Origin of the sequence: Blastomonas fulva, assembly GCF_003431825.1 — a bacterium.
GTDB lineage: Bacteria > Pseudomonadota > Alphaproteobacteria > Sphingomonadales > Sphingomonadaceae > Blastomonas > Blastomonas fulva.
Genome location: NZ_CP020083.1, coordinates 2745663 through 2762612 on the forward strand (window position 1 = coordinate 2745663; position 16950 = coordinate 2762612).

16 protein-coding genes are annotated in these 16950 nt (G+C 62.3%); 12 read left to right on the top strand and 4 right to left on the bottom strand.

Annotated elements, in window-relative coordinates:
• Positions 1 to 50 precede the first annotated feature (50 nt).
• Entirely contained in the window at positions 51 to 1673 is a 1623-nt protein-coding gene (locus B5J99_RS13050) for a hypothetical protein (protein WP_117352622.1), read from the bottom strand.
• Positions 1670 to 3259, bottom strand: coding sequence for an acetate--CoA ligase (locus tag B5J99_RS13055; protein WP_117352623.1), 1590 nt, complete (start codon positions 3257 to 3259; stop codon positions 1670 to 1672). Before B5J99_RS13055 ends, B5J99_RS13050 begins: the two co-directional genes overlap by 4 nt.
• Positions 3260 to 3320: 61 nt before the next feature.
• Here B5J99_RS13055 and B5J99_RS13060 point away from each other — a divergent pair, with 61 nt between their 5' ends.
• Entirely contained in the window at positions 3321 to 4076 is a 756-nt protein-coding gene (locus tag B5J99_RS13060) for an IclR family transcriptional regulator (RefSeq protein WP_117352624.1), read from the top strand.
• On the opposite strand, the gene B5J99_RS13065 is transcribed toward B5J99_RS13060, so the two are convergent.
• Both B5J99_RS13065 and B5J99_RS13070 read right to left on the bottom strand, forming a co-directional pair.
• Positions 4073 to 5242, bottom strand: a complete 1170-nt coding sequence (locus B5J99_RS13065) for a sulfotransferase family protein (RefSeq protein ID WP_245991621.1) — start codon at positions 5240 to 5242, stop codon at positions 4073 to 4075. The two genes, B5J99_RS13060 and B5J99_RS13065, sit on opposite strands and share 4 nt — an antisense overlap.
• A gap of 2 nt (positions 5243 to 5244) precedes the next feature.
• Entirely contained in the window at positions 5245 to 6423 is a 1179-nt protein-coding gene (locus B5J99_RS13070) for an FAS1-like dehydratase domain-containing protein (protein WP_069049837.1), read from the bottom strand.
• Between the two features lie 247 nt (positions 6424 to 6670).
• On the opposite strand from B5J99_RS13070, the gene B5J99_RS13075 reads away from it, so the two are divergent.
• From B5J99_RS13075 to B5J99_RS13125, 11 genes are all read left to right on the top strand, one after another.
• Positions 6671 to 6979: a hypothetical protein gene (locus B5J99_RS13075; RefSeq protein ID WP_171900173.1), complete on the top strand. Its 309-nt coding sequence runs from the start codon at positions 6671 to 6673 to the stop codon at positions 6977 to 6979.
• A gap of 11 nt (positions 6980 to 6990) precedes the next feature.
• Positions 6991 to 8487 (top strand): class I adenylate-forming enzyme family protein, encoded by a 1497-nt coding sequence (locus tag B5J99_RS13080; RefSeq protein WP_117352625.1) that lies wholly within the window; start codon positions 6991 to 6993, stop codon positions 8485 to 8487.
• A gap of 19 nt (positions 8488 to 8506) precedes the next feature.
• The gene (locus tag B5J99_RS13085) at positions 8507 to 9511 is read left to right on the top strand and encodes an enoyl-CoA hydratase/isomerase family protein (RefSeq protein ID WP_117352626.1); all 1005 of its coding nucleotides are present in this window, start codon (positions 8507 to 8509) and stop codon (positions 9509 to 9511) included.
• Positions 9508 to 10494 (top strand): CoA transferase, encoded by a 987-nt coding sequence (locus B5J99_RS13090; RefSeq protein WP_117352627.1) that lies wholly within the window; start codon positions 9508 to 9510, stop codon positions 10492 to 10494. The genes B5J99_RS13085 and B5J99_RS13090 overlap by 4 nt, the downstream gene beginning before the upstream one ends.
• Positions 10491 to 11885, top strand: a complete 1395-nt coding sequence (locus tag B5J99_RS13095) for an amidohydrolase family protein (protein ID WP_117352628.1) — start codon at positions 10491 to 10493, stop codon at positions 11883 to 11885. Before B5J99_RS13090 ends, B5J99_RS13095 begins: the two co-directional genes overlap by 4 nt.
• 72 nt (positions 11886 to 11957) lie before the next feature.
• Positions 11958 to 12644 (top strand): TetR/AcrR family transcriptional regulator, encoded by a 687-nt coding sequence (locus B5J99_RS13100; RefSeq protein ID WP_069049841.1) that lies wholly within the window; start codon positions 11958 to 11960, stop codon positions 12642 to 12644.
• 20 nt (positions 12645 to 12664) lie between these two features.
• Positions 12665 to 13648, top strand: a complete 984-nt coding sequence (acuI, locus tag B5J99_RS13105; protein WP_069049842.1) for an acrylyl-CoA reductase (NADPH) — start codon at positions 12665 to 12667, stop codon at positions 13646 to 13648.
• Between the two features lie 4 nt (positions 13649 to 13652).
• Positions 13653 to 15350 (top strand): class I adenylate-forming enzyme family protein, encoded by a 1698-nt coding sequence (locus tag B5J99_RS13110; protein ID WP_117352629.1) that lies wholly within the window; start codon positions 13653 to 13655, stop codon positions 15348 to 15350.
• Positions 15347 to 15748 (top strand): nuclear transport factor 2 family protein, encoded by a 402-nt coding sequence (locus tag B5J99_RS13115; protein WP_117352630.1) that lies wholly within the window; start codon positions 15347 to 15349, stop codon positions 15746 to 15748. Before B5J99_RS13110 ends, B5J99_RS13115 begins: the two co-directional genes overlap by 4 nt.
• On the top strand, positions 15745 to 16506 hold the full coding sequence (locus tag B5J99_RS13120) for an SDR family NAD(P)-dependent oxidoreductase (protein ID WP_069049845.1): 762 nt from the start codon (positions 15745 to 15747) through the stop codon (positions 16504 to 16506). Before B5J99_RS13115 ends, B5J99_RS13120 begins: the two co-directional genes overlap by 4 nt.
• Entirely contained in the window at positions 16503 to 16922 is a 420-nt protein-coding gene (locus B5J99_RS13125; RefSeq protein ID WP_117352631.1) for a nuclear transport factor 2 family protein, read from the top strand. Before B5J99_RS13120 ends, B5J99_RS13125 begins: the two co-directional genes overlap by 4 nt.
• Positions 16923 to 16950: the final 28 nt, after the last annotated feature.

Sequence of the window (16950 nt, forward strand, 5' to 3'; positions counted from 1 at the left end):
CTAAAAAATGCATGGCTGTTGTGTAATCGTTGAGGGGGCAGGCTCCTGCGCTAGGGCACGAGCCCGGCAACCGTCAGGCGCTGCCCCTGGTATTCCGCAAAGCCGCGCGTCTGCGGATTGCCGGCGGCGTCGGGTTCGAAGATCAGCCCTGCGGGATGGTCGCCACCCAGCGGCCCGAATGTCACGGTCAGGTCCATTGCGCCCGCTGTCTCGCCGGTCAGGGTGAGCTTGGCGGAATAGGTCGAATTTCCGCGCGGATTGACGTCCGTGGTTTCGCTGCCGCTCCAGACATTGCGGCCGTCGTCGCTGTAGTCGACATAGGTCTTTTCGATCCTTGCCGCTGTGCGTCGGAAGGTGATGTGACCGGACGATCTTCCGAATACTTTGACATCAATCTCCTGCGAGCGGCCGACGAGAGCCGGTATCACCGACATGTCCGACGATGCATAAGGCAGATCGCTTGGCGTTGCCTTGGCCGGCACGGCAGGGCCGGCGCGGTAATCGGGCAACTCGACGATCTGGATGCGCTTGGCGGTGCGTCCTCTCAAGCCCTCCACCCAAGAGGCGCGTTTGCTGCCGGGATGCCAGGACATGGGCGAATAAAATACCCAGTCAGGGCTCGTATTCAGATTGGTGCCCTGATAGCCCGGCTGCGTCATCGATGTCTTGATATCGATCAGCGCGGGACCGACATTGCCCTCGCGCGCCTTGCGAACACCGGTGACGCTGTGCGTGTAGGCGAACATGTTCAGGCCCATGTTGAGCGTTGCCGGATGCGGGCGCGGTACCAGACCCAGTATCGCCAGATCGGTTGCAGGCGAGAAGCGCGTCGACATGGTGATGCCCAGCTTTTCGTCGGGCGAAAAGATCGTCGTTTCAGTGTAGCTTGGCGTGTCGGTGACGGGCTTTACGGCACCGGTCGCAAGATCCTGGATGGTCGAATTGGCCAGAACGCGATTGAGGCCACCGGCGAACGACAACGCGGCCCCTCCGTTGACGAATTGCTTGACCTCCCCGCCGCGGAGCGGTTCGGGGATCACGCCATCTGGATGCTGCGGGTCCGGCTTGAAAGGCTCGAGCGTGCTGATGATTTGCGGTTTGGAAATCACATAGCCTTTGCCCGTTTTCACCAGTTCGCCGGTCATCACAACCGCCGCGTAATTCGACAGCAAGGTCGTCCAGGAAATCGTGCGGTTGTCGGGTGCAACGACAATTTCAGACCATCGGTGCGCGATGTTCGGGCCGGCGGCAACTTCCGGCGGGAATGTTACGGGAAGGATTTCAGGATTCCGGCAGCGTTCGAGGCTCCGGCGGCATTCGATGATGAAATCACCGGTAAAGATCCGCCGGTTGTCGGCGAAAACCATGTAGCGCAGCCCGTTGTCCTTGGCCCGCTCGGGAATTTTCTGCTTGAAGAAGACGCGCATGCCCGTGCCATCATCGTTGATCGTGGCAAGCGTGATGTCGCGCGGATTCTCTGCGCCGCTGGTCATGATCGCGAGCAGCAGCTTGCCCGATGGGGTATAGGTTGCGCTGTCGATCGTGACATCTTCGGGCAGGGGCACGGTACGGACGATGTGGCGACCGGTCGCGGTGTCATCCGGGGCGCTGGCCAGAACGGGGGCTGCCGCGGACATCGCCAGCAGGGTACTGAGTGCAAGTTTGGCGTTCACAGCGTCTGCTCCGGTGTTTCATCTGCAAGCCTGGCTGCCTCGCGGTCGCGCAGGACCTTGCGGTTGACCTTTCCAGCGGGTGTTTTGGGCAGCTCGCTGACAAACTCCACGATGCGTGGAAATTCGTGCTGGGCCAGTTTCTTCCGCGTAAAATCCTGCAGTTCCCTGGTCAGGGCGTCGCTGCCTGCGACATTGGCGATGACAAAGGCCTTCACCACCTGTCCGCGCTTTTCATCGGGTGCGCCGATCACCGCACATTCCAGCACGTTGTCGTGCTTCAGCATGGTGTTTTCGATCTCTACGGCAGACATCGTCCAGCCAGCCGAGATGATGACATCATCAGCACGTCCGCAGTGGTAGAAATACCCATCGGCGTCGATCTTTGCGCGATCCTTGGTCGTTTCCCATTGGCCGCGGCGCCAGAGCATCAGCTCTCCGATTTCTCGGGGCGCCGACATGCTGCCATCAGGGCGTTGGACCTCCAGCCGCTGGCCAGGAATTGCCTTGCCCAGCGAGCCCGGCTTGACGTGAAAATCCTGTGCACCGGGATAGTTGACCAGCACCACGCCGATCTCGGTGGTGCCGTACATCGAACATGCGGGGGTCTTGAAATGGCTGTCGATCCAGTCGAGCGTAGCCGGATCGATCGGCTCGCCGGTGTAGCTCAGCTTTTGGAAATGGAAGGTGTAGTCGTCGCCTTTGCCCGTGTTCTTCATCATGCGATAATGGGTCGCGGCGGCGCTCATGTTGGTTATGCCAAAATCGTCGAGCGCCTGCATCAGCCGGACGGGATCAAATCGGCCTGCAAAGGTTCCGGTCGTCACGCCCAGCCCCAGCGGCGCGAGCGTGCCATGCCAAAGTCCATGGCCCCATGCGGGTGACGAAGGGCAGAAGAATTCGTCTCCTGGGCGGATGCCGGTCCCATAGAGCGCCGCGAACATGAGTGTCACCAGCGCCTTGTGAGTATGCTTCACCGCTTCGGGCAATTCGCGCGTGGTGCCACTGGTGTACTGGAAAACGGCAAGATCGTCCGCGCGTGTTCGAGGTGTATATGTTGCTGGGAAATGAGCGATCGACGCGAGGAACGTGTCATCGGCAACGATCACGGCGGGTTTGCCATCCTCGTTAACGATGCTGCGTGCCATATCGGCCTTTTCGGCATTGGTGACCAGCATCGCCGGGGTACAGTCGCCCACGCGCAGGCGCAGCGCATCCGGGCCGAACAGTGTGAACATGGGGACGGATATCGCGCCGGTCTGCATCGCGCCAAAGAGGCAGACGTAAAAGGCGAGCGACGGCTCCAACATGAAGGCGATCCGCTCGCCAGGCTTTATACCCTCGCTGTCCAGCCAGTGCGCGAAGCGTGCCGCACCGGCATGGATCTGATCGAAGCTGAGGATTTCATCAGTGCCGTCGGAGTGGGCGATCCGTACTGCTGCACGTCCGCTCCCGTCCGCATGGCGGGTGATGCACTCGTGAGCGATATTCAGTTTCGTGCGGTCGCCATCGAACAGCGCCCAAAGGGCATCCATCGATGCATGCTGCTGGGCGTCGGCATAGCTTGAAAGGTCAGTGAGTCGGATCATGCGGACGCTGTCCCACAAGCGCCTTGCAGTTGTAAATAATGAATGCTATTCAATATATCGAATGACTGACAGCAAAGCCCCCGCCATCGCCCGCGCGGCCGCAATTCTGCGGCTTCTGGGCAAAAGTGACACGCCGCTGGGTGTGAACACTATCGCCCGGGCGTTGGGTCTCGTGCCGTCAACCTGCCTGTACGTGCTGCGCGCGCTGACGGAGGAGGAGCTGGTGGCTTTCGATCCCGACACCAAACGCTACACTTTGGATGCCGGCGTGCTGACCCTGGCGCGCGGATGGTTGCGCCGAAACCGGTTTGCCGATGTGATTCAGCCAGCGCTCGATCGGCTGTCGCGCGACTATAATGTCACGATGCTTGCGGTTCAGGTCGTCGGATTGCAGCACATGGTGGTTGTTGCGACATCGCAGGGCAGCGCGAATTTTCAGTTGTCCGCGCATGTCGGCAGCCGTTTTCCCGCGCTGATCAGCGCAACGGGGCGGTGCATCGCGGCCTTTGGTGGCTACCCGTCAGGCGAACTGGAACGCCGCTTCCACAAGCTGCGCTGGGACAATCCGCCAACTTATGCCGACTGGTGCGAGCAGGTCGCCGAGACGAAACGCCAGGGGTATGCACTCGATCGCGGCCATTACATCGCCGGTGTCACCGTGATCGCCGCTCCGGTCACCAATGGCAGGGGCAGTCTGAGCCACGCTCTGGTCGCGGTGGGCCTGGCCAGCGCGGTTGAGCGCGCCGGCGTTCAGACCATAGGTGAACACCTGTCCGCCGCGGCCCGAACAGCATCAGACAGGCTGGACGAGGGCTAGCCCTTTACGGGAATGGCGAACCGTTCGATGTAATCGGCAAAATGGCTGTAAACCTTGTCGCGGGTAAGACCATAGTCCTCTAGCGCGTAGGCATGTTTGCCGTGTTTGCCCTGCGGGTTGCTGTCCAGCATGTTCTGCATCGCGGCGGTTGCATCATCGGTCAGCGCATCGCCGAAATGTGTATAAAGTTTGTGCATCTCGCCAATGGGGTCGGCGGTCAGTTCCTTGTACTGGATGTGATGGATCGACCCCGCTCCGTGCTTCGCTTCATAGGCGAGCGTGCGATCGATCATGGCGCCAAAAGTCTCGAGCGACACCTCTGCAACCGCAATCGGGTCAACATCTTCGCTGTACAGCTTGCGAACTGCGTAAACGAGCGAGCATGCCGACGCGACGACATCTGCAGGATCTCGGTGGGTCATGACCAGTTGTGCATCGGGATAGATCTCGGTCAGCGCATCGAGATACAGCGGATGCCAAGGGTTCTTGAAGGTCCAGTGGCCCTTGTTGTCCTGTTGAAGCAGCTGCATCAGCCGCTTGTGATAACGGAACGCGGGGCGGTAATCGGTCTTCATGAACCACGCGTGATAGCTCGGGACGTCGTATTGAGAGTCATACACCTGCGAGCAGAAGGTCGGCGACATCGCAAACTGGCATTCGCACGATGAATCGGCATCTTCATGATGCATCGCCGAAATGTGAGGCACGTACTTCAGCGACATGTCGAGCTTGGCCTGTTCGGCATGATAGCGGGGGTCGCTGCGCAGCTCGCCCTTTGCTGCCGGCGGCGCGCTTGCAAACGCCTCCCACCGCATGAAGCTGCGCCGTGCCGGATCCGCCGCCAGGAGGTTGATCGCAAGCGTCGTGCCGGTGCGCGGCAGGCCGAAGACGAATGTAGGCTTGACGATCGGCGCATCCAGCAGTTGGGGGTGCCGGGCCAGATGGTCCTCAACCTGCAGGCGGTTGACCAGCGTGGCGACAATGCTGGCCGCAACGCGCCCTGATGCAGCTTCGGTCAGCCTGGCTTCGTCGTTCAATGCCTTGACCAGAACATCGAGACCTTCGCGGAAGCTGGGGTCGCCAAAGTCGGACAGGCCAGCCTGTGTTGATGCTGCGGCCAGCAGGGTCCCGGTATCCAGTGCGGTCACGGTCGTTGTCATGGTCATCGTTATCCCGGTTTCTTCATGAGTTCGATTTCGGCCTTGGCCGTCGCCAGCACGCCGCCCAGTTGATTTTCCATCCTGCAGTCTACTGCGATCATGTGGCGGCCATCGGCATCGACATATTTGTCAAGGATGTTGCCGGTCATGATGGTGATGTCGCCGGTCAGTGCGGGGCTGCGATAGTTGGCGACCGAGTGGCGCACCATGCCCCATTCGCTGGCCCATCCGGCCAGATAGTCGGTGATCCATGCCCCCATCGATGCACCATAGCCATAGCCGCGCGGCATGCCGATATAGCGTGCCCAGCGCGGGAAAAGGTGTCCGCGCGACGGGCCGATGTACGCACCATCGGTGTTTTCTGGGTTGTTGGCCTCTTCGGTCGGGTCCTGCTCGGGGCCTGCCATGGGGCCGACAAAACCCAGCATCGCCATGTCGAGATCAGTCCGGCGGTGCATCGATCCCCATTGGGTGAAGGTGTAGCTGCGCCATTCGGTGGTGAAGCTGACAATCGAGTGCGGGCCGAACACGCGCTCGGGCAGCGCGGTTCCTGCTTCGACATCATCCCAGTAGCGCGGCGAGTGGCCCAGATCGTGCAGCATCTTGATCCAGGTGTATTTGCGCGCTTCAAGGGCTTCCAGCTCATCATCGGTCCACACCGGATCATCATATCCTTCGGTGGTTCCGGACTGGCTGGCCTCGCCTGCCTCCTGCGAATAGCGGATCGAGGTCGAGCGCTGCTTGGCGACCAGATCTCCGTGCTGGTTGTAATAGAAATTGTCCCCGCGCTGGAAGCAGGTGGGGCCGGCAAACTTGGTTTCCTTGATCGCGTAATCGAACGGCACCCGCTCGTTCCAGATCCGGTCTCCTGCGCGTACGACCGGGCCGTAGAACCACCATTCATCGCCGCCGAACAGCATGTGCGAGTTGGGGATCAGCCCGATGCAGCTTGGGGCCGAGCCATGGCCATCGTCCATGGTGACGGGGAAGCTCTGCGGCGCGATCAGACCGCCATGGCGGCTCTGCATCGCGAACATGGCGTCATAATGCAGCCGGTTTGGATAATGCATGGCCTGCACCCAGCGGCGGATGTCGTTGTTGGCAAAGGGATCGATCATGCGCGCGGGCTGCATCGGCTTGCCCATGTAGTTGTCGAGATCCGAGCAATCCAGTTTCGGTGTGGTCATCAAGATCCCCTCTCAGCGGCGTATCTGTGTGTGAGCCTTTTCCGTAATCCGTCGCGCCATAGAAGAAAGCCCCGGCGGCGATCCATCGCCCGGGCCGGGTGTCATATCGCACCCGCGCTATTGGCGACGCTTGGCGGGCCGCAGTATGTCCGCACGGGCGATAATGACGGCCTTCAGGCTCCCAGCGCTTGATTGCCAAGATGCCTGCCCGCATGAGAATGGAACATTCGCAGGAGTTCCGATCAGCATGGATATCAAACCAGGATCGCGCTGGAAAAGCGCCGTGTGCGATGCACAGATGGTTGTGGTGAGGCCACCGCGGGCATCAGGTGTGCTGCAGTGCGGAGGTAGCGCGGTGCTCGAACTCACCGATGCGGCCGCGCCGAGCGGGAGTATTCACCCGGACCATGCCGGCGGCGTGCTGATCGGCAAGCGCTACACCGATGCCGAAAGCGGGATCGAGGTTCTTGGAGCCAAGGCCGGCAAGGGCTCGCTGGCATTCGACGGGCGACCCTTGCAGATCAAGGACGCCAAACCCCTTCCTGCGTCCGACTAGGCCGAAGCCCTGTGCAGATTCCACTTCTTCTTGAACTAACCGCCGATGTCGCTCCAGAGCGCAAGGCCCTGGGCGATCTCGACGATGGCCTCGACTTTGCCGCGATGCGCGGCAACGCCAGGGCTGCAGCGACCTGGCTGGGTGGTACGGGGGCTGACAATGCCGTCTTCGTCGGCCTGAACGGGGCCGCTCTGCCGGTTCTCATGTTTGCCAGCGGTATGGCGGGCAAGCCGTTCGTGCCGGTGAACTACCGCCTATCAGATTCTGAAGTGCGCAAGCTGATCGCGCGCACCGCTCCCTCGGTCGTCATCGTCGATGACGACATGCTGGCCCGCATTGAGGGGGTGGACGGGGCGCAGCTGTGCCCCCGCAGCGAATTCGAGGCACGCTTTCTGCAGCCGTCCCCGCCAGCGGGTGAACCGACCGAAGATGCCGAAAACGATGTTGCTGTTCTTCTGTTCACCAGCGGTACCACCGGCGAACCCAAGGCTGCCATGCTGCGCCATGCAAACCTCACCTCCTATGTCATGTCGACAGTCGAGTTCCTGGGCGCGGGGGAAGACGAAGCAGCACTGGTCAGCGTGCCGCCCTATCACATCGCCGGGATATCGGCTGTCCTGACATCGGCTTATGGCGGGCGAAGGATCGTTTATCTGCCAGCCTTCACGGCTGAGGCCTGGGTAGAGATAGCTGCGCGGGAGCGGATCACCCACGCAATGGTAGTGCCCACGATGCTCGATCGTATCCTTGATGTGCTTGACCAATCCGGCGTGACCCTGCCTGCTTTGCGGGCCCTGTCCTATGGCGGCGGCCGCATGCCCGAGCCGGTGATCGCGCGAGCGCTGGAGGCCTTGCCGCATGTCGATTTCGTCAACGCCTATGGGCTCACCGAAACCAGTTCGACCATTGCGCTGCTGGGCGCGGCCGATCACCGCACAGCCATTGCCAGTTCCGATCCGGTGGTTCGCCGCCGCCTGGGATCGGTCGGCAAGCCGCTGCCGAGCATAGAGCTCCAGATCCGCCGCGAGGACGGCAGCGTGTGCAATGCCGGCGAACCCGGCGAAATCCACGTCCGCGGTGATCAGGTCTCGGGCGAGTATCTCCATAAAAAGGCCATTGCCGACGATGGCTGGTTCGCCACCAACGATGCGGGCTGGCTGGATGATGAAGGCTATCTGTTTGTCGATGGCCGGTTGGACGACGTGATCGTGCGGGGCGGCGAAAACATTTCCCCCGGTGAGATTGAGGACGTCCTGCGCGCCCACGCCGATGTCGCAGACGTTGCAGTGCTAGGCCTGCCATGCGTGCAATGGGGCGAAAAGGTTGCCGCTGTCATTGTCACGCATGGCGCTCCGGGTGACGTGGAGGCGCTGGCGCATCATGTCAAAAGCCGCCTTCGGTCCACCAAAACGCCTGAAAGCTGGTTCTTCCGCGATGCGCTTCCCTATAATGAAACTGGCAAGTTACTGCGGCGGGTGCTGAAGACGGAACTGGCCAGCGAAAGCTGAGCTGGGTAGGCTTGCCGTCATGGCGAAGGCACCGCAACCGGGCGATATCGATTTCCTGACCGCAGACCGATTTTCCGCGCTGGGTGACACGCCCGTCATCATCGCCGATTTGCCGGGTTGGAATCTGCCCGAACCAGCGGTCCAGGCGGTGTGCATCGGGATCGATGCGGAAGGTCGGCTGCCTCCTGTTGACCCGGGCCAGTTCGACATTCTGGTGACCACGGCCAAGCAGGCCCCGGCACCATGGGTCAGCATCGAGCATGCGCGTCTTGAAAGCCATCTGCGCGACCTTGCACAAGCGGCGCACCATTGGCCTGCCGCAGCGACCATCCTGTGCCGGGTGCTCAGGATTTCAGAAACTATCCCGTTTAGCCATGCGCTCGATGTGGAGTCGCTTGCCTATTCTACGCTACTGGGCGGCGCAGAATTCCAGCGCTGGCGCATCGCCCGTGGCCCGTTGCCGCTCCCGGGCAGCGACGATAGCGAGGTACTGGTCGAGCGGGACGAAGACCTTGTCACCGTCACGTTGAACAATCCCGGTTCCCAAAATGCCATGACGGCGGGCATGCGCGATGCGCTGCATGGCGCGCTAGCCAACATCCTTGATGATCCCACCGGTCCTGAGCTGAGGCTCAGGGCGAACGGGCGGTGTTTCTCCACCGGTGGCGCTCTGGGTGAGTTCGGCAGCGCTACCGACCTTTCGCAGGCGCATATCGTGCGCACCCTGCGCAGTTGCGCGCGCCTGCTTCACAGCTTGGGGGGCAGGGGGCAGGTGTACCTGCAGGGGGCATGTGTTGGCTCCGGAATCGAGATTCCCGCTGCCGCCGGTCGCCGCATCGCAGGCCCCGACGCGTGGTTCCAGTTGCCCGAGCTTCGGATGGGGTTGATCCCCGGCGCAGGCGGAACGGCCAGCATCGCGCGCGCAATCGGTCGGCACCGCACCGCCTGGATGGTTCTCTCCGGCAGGCGTATCCGTGCAGAACAGGCGCTGGCCTGGGGCCTTGTCCACGAGATAGCCCGATGACCGCGCCACTCTTGCTCGATGCAATAGCAGACGACGCCCGCCGCATTGCCGCGCTTTCCCGCGACATGGGAAGGCATGTTTCCATAGATCCCGAGATGCTTCTGCAGCGTGACATTGCATTGCAGCCACCTGGCCTGTGGTCACCCAACCGGCATTGCAGGCTAGTTCAAGCTCGCGATGGGTGGATGGCCGTCAACCTGGCGCGGCAGGACGATCTGGCATCCGTGGCGGCATGGCTCGAATGTGATGACGCCGACGCGCCATGGGACGCAGTCATCGGCTTGGTCAAGGAACGGGCCACCGCGGACTTGCTGGAACGCTCTATCTTGCTGGGCATGCCCGTGTCGGTCGTAGGAGAGGCCCCGCTCGCGCAGGCAAGCGAACTGCATCCAGCCACCCGTCCGGAAAGAGCGCTAAAGGTGCTGGACTTGTCCGCATTATGGGCAGGGCCGCTGTGCGGTGCATTGCTCGCGGATGCAGGGCTGGAGGTGACGAAGGTTCAAGATCCGGCGCGCCCTGACCCCACCGCAGTCGCGACGCCGGTCCATCACCAGCGGTTGAATGGCCGCAAAAGCCATGTCTCGATGACCCTGGCCAGCTCTGCGGTGGGGGCGGCGCTGGATCGATGCGATGTGCTGATCACCAGCGCACGTCCGCACGCGCTGGCGCGACTGGGGCTGACCCCGGATGCGGTTTTCGATCGACACCCGCAGCTCATCTGGGTCGCGATTACCGCCCATGGCTTTATGGGGGACAACGCGATGCGAGTAGGTTTTGGAGACGATACCGCAGCTGCAGGAGGCCTGATCAGCCGGGTGGATGGAGCACCCAGTTTCCTGGGGGATGCGCTGGCCGACCCGCTGACAGGTCTGCGCGCGGCGCATCTGGCATTGCGTGCCATCGTCGAAGCGCGTGCCGGGCTGATTGATGTTGCGCTGGCATCTAGCGCCGCTGACTTTGCCAGGCGGGCGGGTTTGCGATGACCGATCGGTTCGATATTGTCCTTCGCGGGGTCAGGCTCAATCACGGCGCCGGTGTCGATTTCGGCATCCGGGATGGCAGGTTCTCGGCCATGTCATCGGGTCTGGGCCGGTGCGATAACGACATCGATTGCGATGGAAAGCTGCTGCTCCCCGGCTTGCATGATCATCATATCCACCTGTTCGCCACAGCGGCGCGGCTGCAATCCGTCGATCTGACACAGTGCACGCACCCCGATGCCATCGCCGCCGCGCTGCGGGCCAAGGCGGCGCAGGCAGGGCCGGGTGAATGGGTGCGCGCCATCGGTTGTGACGAACGGGCCTCCGGCATCCCCGATCGCGGGCAGATCGATGGCTGGATAGCCGATCGCCCCGTGCGCATTCAGGACCGGACGGGGGCGCTGTGGATGCTCAACAGCGCAGGGCTTGCACAGCTTGGCGATGGGCCCTGGCCCGATGCGGTGGAGACCGATCCCTCGGGAGTCCCCACCGGGCGCATCTGGCGCGGTGATGCCTGGCTGCAGGAGCGCATCGGATCACGGCCGCCCTCGCTTTCCGCATTGTCGCGCGAGCTTGCCCGCCTGGGCGTCACCGCCGTTACCGATGCAGGCGCGAACAACGGGCCCAAAGAGGCTGCGCTGCTGGGCGCAGCCTGCCGCGATGGGGACCTGCTGCAGCGCCTGACGATGATGGGGCGCGAAGACCTGCCGGACAGTGAGCCCTATCTGACCGGACCGGTGAAGCTGCTTTACGATGAACGCGATCTTCCCGATCCGGCCAGCATCGCTGCCCGCATCGAAGCAGCGCGCAGGCTAGGCCGCAACGTTGCCGCGCATTGCGTCACCGAGGCGGAGCTGCTGGTGTATCTGGCCGTGCTCGACATGGCAGGCGGGGTCAGGCCCGGTGATCGCATCGAGCATGGCAGCATGATCCCGCAGGCGCTTATGCAGGACATCGCCCGGCTTGGTCTGATCGTTGTCGCCAATCCGGGGTTTATCGCCCGCCGCGGTGACAGGTATCTGGCGGAGATGGACGCCGGTGACCTCCCCGGCCTGCAACGGATGGCTTCGTTGCAGGCCAGCGGCATTCCGGTGCTGATCGGTAGCGATGCGCCCTATGGCCCCGTCAACCCCTGGGTGTCGATCCGTGCGGCGGCAAATCGCCAATGCCCTTCGGGTGCATTGCTCGGGGCTGAAGAAGCGATCGGCCCGTGGTCTGCATTGCAGTTGATGACGGCGCAAGGCAATCTTGCAGTCGGAGCCGTTGCAGACTGCATTCTGGTCGATGCCGACTGGGTCAACCAGCTTGCGGGGGACGCAGATCCTGACCCCGTCGCCATGACGATCATGGGTAGATATGCTCATTTAGGCCCCATCTATTCGCGCGGGCGATAGGTTGACCCCAAGCGGTTGCGCTATGCCGGTCGCGGGGGCATGCAGGGCCTGTGCACAGGTGAAGGGGATGGCATGACCGAGACACGAAGGCGTCGCACGCGCAATCCGGAAGCGACGCGCGAAACGATCCTGGCGGCAGCCCGCACCATTCTTGCCAAGGATGGGCCTGAAGGGCTGAGCCTCTCCAAGGTTGCGCAACTCGCCGGGGTAAACCGCGGGACCGCCTACCAGCATTTCGCCACGCGTGAGAACCTCATAACCGCGACCCTGAAATCGGTGTCCGACACCATCTTCCGCGAAGTCTTCGGCGATCCTGAAGCGATCGGCGAGCGCGATGTCGAGCATGTCGACATGGTGGCGGTACCTGAGCGTCTGGCGAATTTTGCGATGGAGAACCCTGAACTTGGCCGCATCTGGTTGCTTCAGGTTTTGTCTGCTCCCGACCCCGCCGAAGATCCTTTCTGGCGCGAATATGCAGGCTCCATCGGCCGGTTTGCGGATACCGACCTTGCGAAGCCGAATATCGATGTCGAGGTGTTTTCAGTCATCACGCTGGCGGCAAACTTTCTGTGGCCCGTCTGGGCACGGTCGCATTCGCAGAGCGACGATGAGCGCAAGGCGCTCGCCCACCGCTTCGCACAGGAAGTCGTCCGCCTGTGCATGTACGGAACGCTCAAAGCCGAAAAGCTGCCCAATGTCGCAGCGCAACTCCAAGGCGCATCGCCGCCTCCACCGCCCCGCTTGCGGGTCATCCGCTGAATTTCAGGAAAGAATTTCCAATGTTTAATGCCATTCTGATCGAAAAGACTGACGATCTGCAGAGTGTGTCGCTCAAGCAGATCGACGAAACGCTGCTGCATGATGGCGATGTCACCATCGACGTTGCTTATTCGACCCTCAACTACAAGGATGGCCTGGCCATCACCGGAGCGTCCCCGGTGGTGCGCAAGTTCCCGATGGTTCCGGGGATCGATCTTGCCGGCACGGTGCGCGAATCAGCGCATGGTGACTGGAAGGCGGGGGACAAGGTCGTGCTCAACGGCTGGGGCGTGGGAGAAGGTCACACCGGCGGACTAGCGCAGGTTGCGCGGCTGAAGGGCGAATGGCTGGTGCCGCTGCCATCGGCTTTTACCGAAAAGCAGGCGATGGCGATCGGCACTGCCGGATACACCGCGGCTCTGTGCGTAGAGGCGCTGGTCAGGGCGGGCGTCACTCCCGATCAGGGCGAGGTGCTGGTCACCGGAGCCACCGGCGGCGTCGGCAGCGTAGCCGTCGCGCTGCTCAAGAAGGCGGGCTATACCGTGGCCGGATCCACCGGCAAGGCATCCGAAGTTGATTATCTCAAGCAGCTGGGTGCCGATTCGATCATCGATCGCGCCGAGCTTTCCGAAAAGGGCCGTCCGCTGTCCAAGGAACGCTGGGGCGGTGTGGTCGATTCCGTCGGCAGCCACACGCTGGCCAATGCTTGCGCCGCGACCCGCTATGGAGGCGCGGTGGCAGCCTGCGGCCTTGCGCAGGGTGCGGATTTCCCCGGCACCGTCATGCCCTTCATCCTGCGCGGTGTCCGCTTGCTGGGCGTCGACAGTGTCATGGCGCCCAAGGCTTCGCGCATGGCGGCGTGGGATCGTCTCGCCCGTGATCTTGACCCTGCTCTGCTCGATGTCATCGCGGTGGAAATCGGGTTGGGCGAGGCCATCGCTGCCGCCTCCGACCTTCTGGCCGGCAAGGTGCGCGGGCGCATCGTCGTCAATGTGAACCGCTGATCCGATGACCAGCGTAACGCCGTCCATCCTCCACGGCCCGCCGCTCGCCGAAGAATCAGGGCTTGGTGAGCTGACACTGTCCGGCTGGTTCCGTTCGGTGTGTGAAATCTGGGGTGAGCGCGAAGCGCTGGTCTATCATGATGGCGGCCTCGGCCAAGGCGAGCGGATCAGCTGGAGCTATGCCCAGCTGTGGGATCAAGCAAACGAGGTCGCCAAAGCGTTGGTCGCCTGCGGGGTGGGCAAGGGCACCCGCGTCGGCATACTGATGACCAACCGGCCCGAGTTCCTCGCAGCGACTTTCGGCACCGCGCTGGCCGGCGGCGTCGCGACCACGCTCAGCACCTTTTCCACCCCTGCCGAATTGGACCATCTGCTTGCGGCATCGGGAGTGTCGGTGCTGTTGATGGAACGGCAGATCCTCAAGAAGGACTTCAGCGCCATCCTGTCCGATCTTGATCCTGCGATTGCGCAGGGGCGGGCAGGCGAGATCACTTCGCTGCGGTATCCGTTCCTCAGCCATGTCGCGGCTCTGGGCGAGGCGGACGGTGCGATCGAGGGCTGGACTGCATTTCTGGCGCGCGGGCGTGGCGTAGAACAGGCCCAGGTCGATGCCCGTGCCAGCACGAATCGCCCGGCGGACCCCGGGGTGTTGTTCTTTTCCTCCGGGTCCACAGCGTTGCCCAAAGGCGTGCTTTCGGCGCATCGCGGGGTCACGTTGCAGCTGTGGCGTTGGCCGAAATGGTATCAGGCAAGGCCCGGCGACTTGCGGATGTGGTCGGCGAACGGGCTTTTCTGGTCGGGCAATTTCAGCATGGCACTGGGCGGCGCGCTGACCAGCGGCGGCGCATTGATCCTGCAGTCCACGTTCGATGCGCAAGAGGCGCTGCGCCTGATGGAGCGCGAGAGGGCGACCTTCCTCAATGCCTGGCCGCATCAGTGGGAGCAGATCATCGCTGCACCCAATTGGGCAGACGCAGACCTGTCATCGCTTAGCTATATCGACTTCAACTCGCCGATCGCGCAGCATCCGACGATCCAGTCTACCTGGCGCGAGCCATATGCCGCGTTTGGCAATACCGAAACCTTCACGCTGTTCACCGCCTATCCCGCCAACACCCCCGATGAGGTGACGGCAGGAAGCGTCGGGGTTCCGTGCCACGGCGTCACGGTGAAGATCGTCGATCCATTGACCGGCGATATCGTGCCACAGGGCCAGCGCGGCGAGATCTGCGTCAAGGGGCCAACATTGATGCTGGGCTATATCGGCATACCGCTGACCGACACGCTGGACGCCGATGGCTTTCTGCGGACAGGCGATGGCGGCCATGTCGACGGCGCGGGACGTATGTTCTGGCACGGACGGCTCAACGACATCATCAAGACCGGCGGTGCGAACGTATCCCCGGTGGAGGTCGATACACTGCTGCGCACCATGGCGCAGGTCAAGATCAGCCAGACCGTGGGTGTGCCGCACGATACCCTGGGCGAGCTGGTGGTCAGCTGCATTGTGCCACATGAGAACACCAACCTTGATGCAGATGCCGTAAAGGCGTTTGCAAAGGAAAAGCTCGCCAGCTTCAAGGTGCCGCGCGCGGTGCTGTTCTTCGCCGAGGAAGACCTCGCCACAACCGGCACCAACAAGATCAAGACCGCCGACCTGCGTAAGCTGGCGGCAGAGAGGCTGGAGGCACTCGTCGCATGAACGACGCCTTGGAGATTTCCAACGTGAAGGCGCGCTATTGCGCGGCATCGGACCTGACACCTGTCGATCCTGCTGCGGCGCTGTCTGGCTTCCGCCAGGTCTTCACCGAAGATGTGGTCGGCGATTACGGGTTCCGGGTATTCGAAGGGTTTGAAGAGCTCACAGGCTTCATGACCACGGTCGTTGCCGGAAGCTCTGACTGGATGCTGCACATGGTGCACACGCCCTTGATCGCGATCGATGGCGATCATGCGACCGGCGACTGGACAGTGATGAGCCAGATGAAACGGTCGGGCAGCGGACAGATCGACACGGTGATCGGGCGCTACGCGGACGAGTTCCGGAGAACCGAAAATGGGTGGAAGATTTGCCGCCTTCGTTTTGAGAGGTTGGCATGACCGACAGATTTGCAGGCAAAACCGTATTGGTCACAGGCGCCGCAGCGGGCCTGGGCCGGGCCTATGCGCTCAAGTTCGGTGCACAGGGAGCACATCTGATCCTGGCCGACATCAATGCCGATGGCATGGTGGAGACCGCAGCGATGGTCGAGGCGGTAGGCGGAACCGCTGAACATCATCTGTGCGACATGAGTGACGAGGCGCAGATCCAGGCGCTGGGGCAAGCCGTTCTGGCGGCGCATGACCGGCTGGACGTCCTGATCAACAACGCCGGAATGCACATGGGAGAAATCGCGCGCGGTTTCTTCGGGCTCGGTCAGGCCAAATGGCAGCATTTCTTTGCCGTCAACACGATCGGCCCGCTGCTGCTGGCCGAGGCGCTGCGTCCGGCGCTGGCGCGGGCAAAGGGCCTGATCATCAACAAGTCATCGATGGCGAGCTATCAGCCCCAGACGGCTTATGGCATCACAAAGGCGGCTCTCAACGTCTTCACCCATGCGATGGCCAGCCAGTTTGCGGCAGACGAGATCCGCTGCGTCGGAATCGCGCCGGGGCTGATGGAGACACCGGCGGCCAAGGACGGCGTGGAAGATGCCAACTGGGAGAGATTGCGGTCCATGCAGGCGGTCAAACGGCAGGGCACGGCCGACGATATCGCCAATCTGGGCATCTTTCTCGCCTCGGATGAAGGCAGCTTCATCAACAACCAGGTGCTGCTGTGTGACGGCGGGCATCAGTTGAGAGGATTCAGGATATGACCAGTCCTGCGTTTTCCGATTGGCTTGATATCTGCAACCTGAAGGCGCGGTACTGCCGGTGTCTCGATACCAAGGACTGGCAGGGCTATGCCGAGGTGTTCGCCGACGGCGCGGTGCTCGACACCTCTCCGTCGGGTGGGTTGACGGTTGCCGGGCGTGATGCTCTCGTCGCCTATGTCCGCTCTTCGATCAGCGAAGACACGATCACGACTCACCATATCCACGCACCCGAGATCGCGATCGACGGCGATACCGCCACGGGCATCTGGTCGATGCAGGATCGCAACATCTGGCCAAACGGGCGCAAGCTTCTGGGCTTTGGCCATTATCACGAACGCTATGTTCGCACAGCAGACGGGTGGCGGATTGCCGAGAGCAGACTGACGCGGATCAACATGGAAATGACCAATGGCTGACTGTGTTGTCGCCTTGGGCAACCGGTCT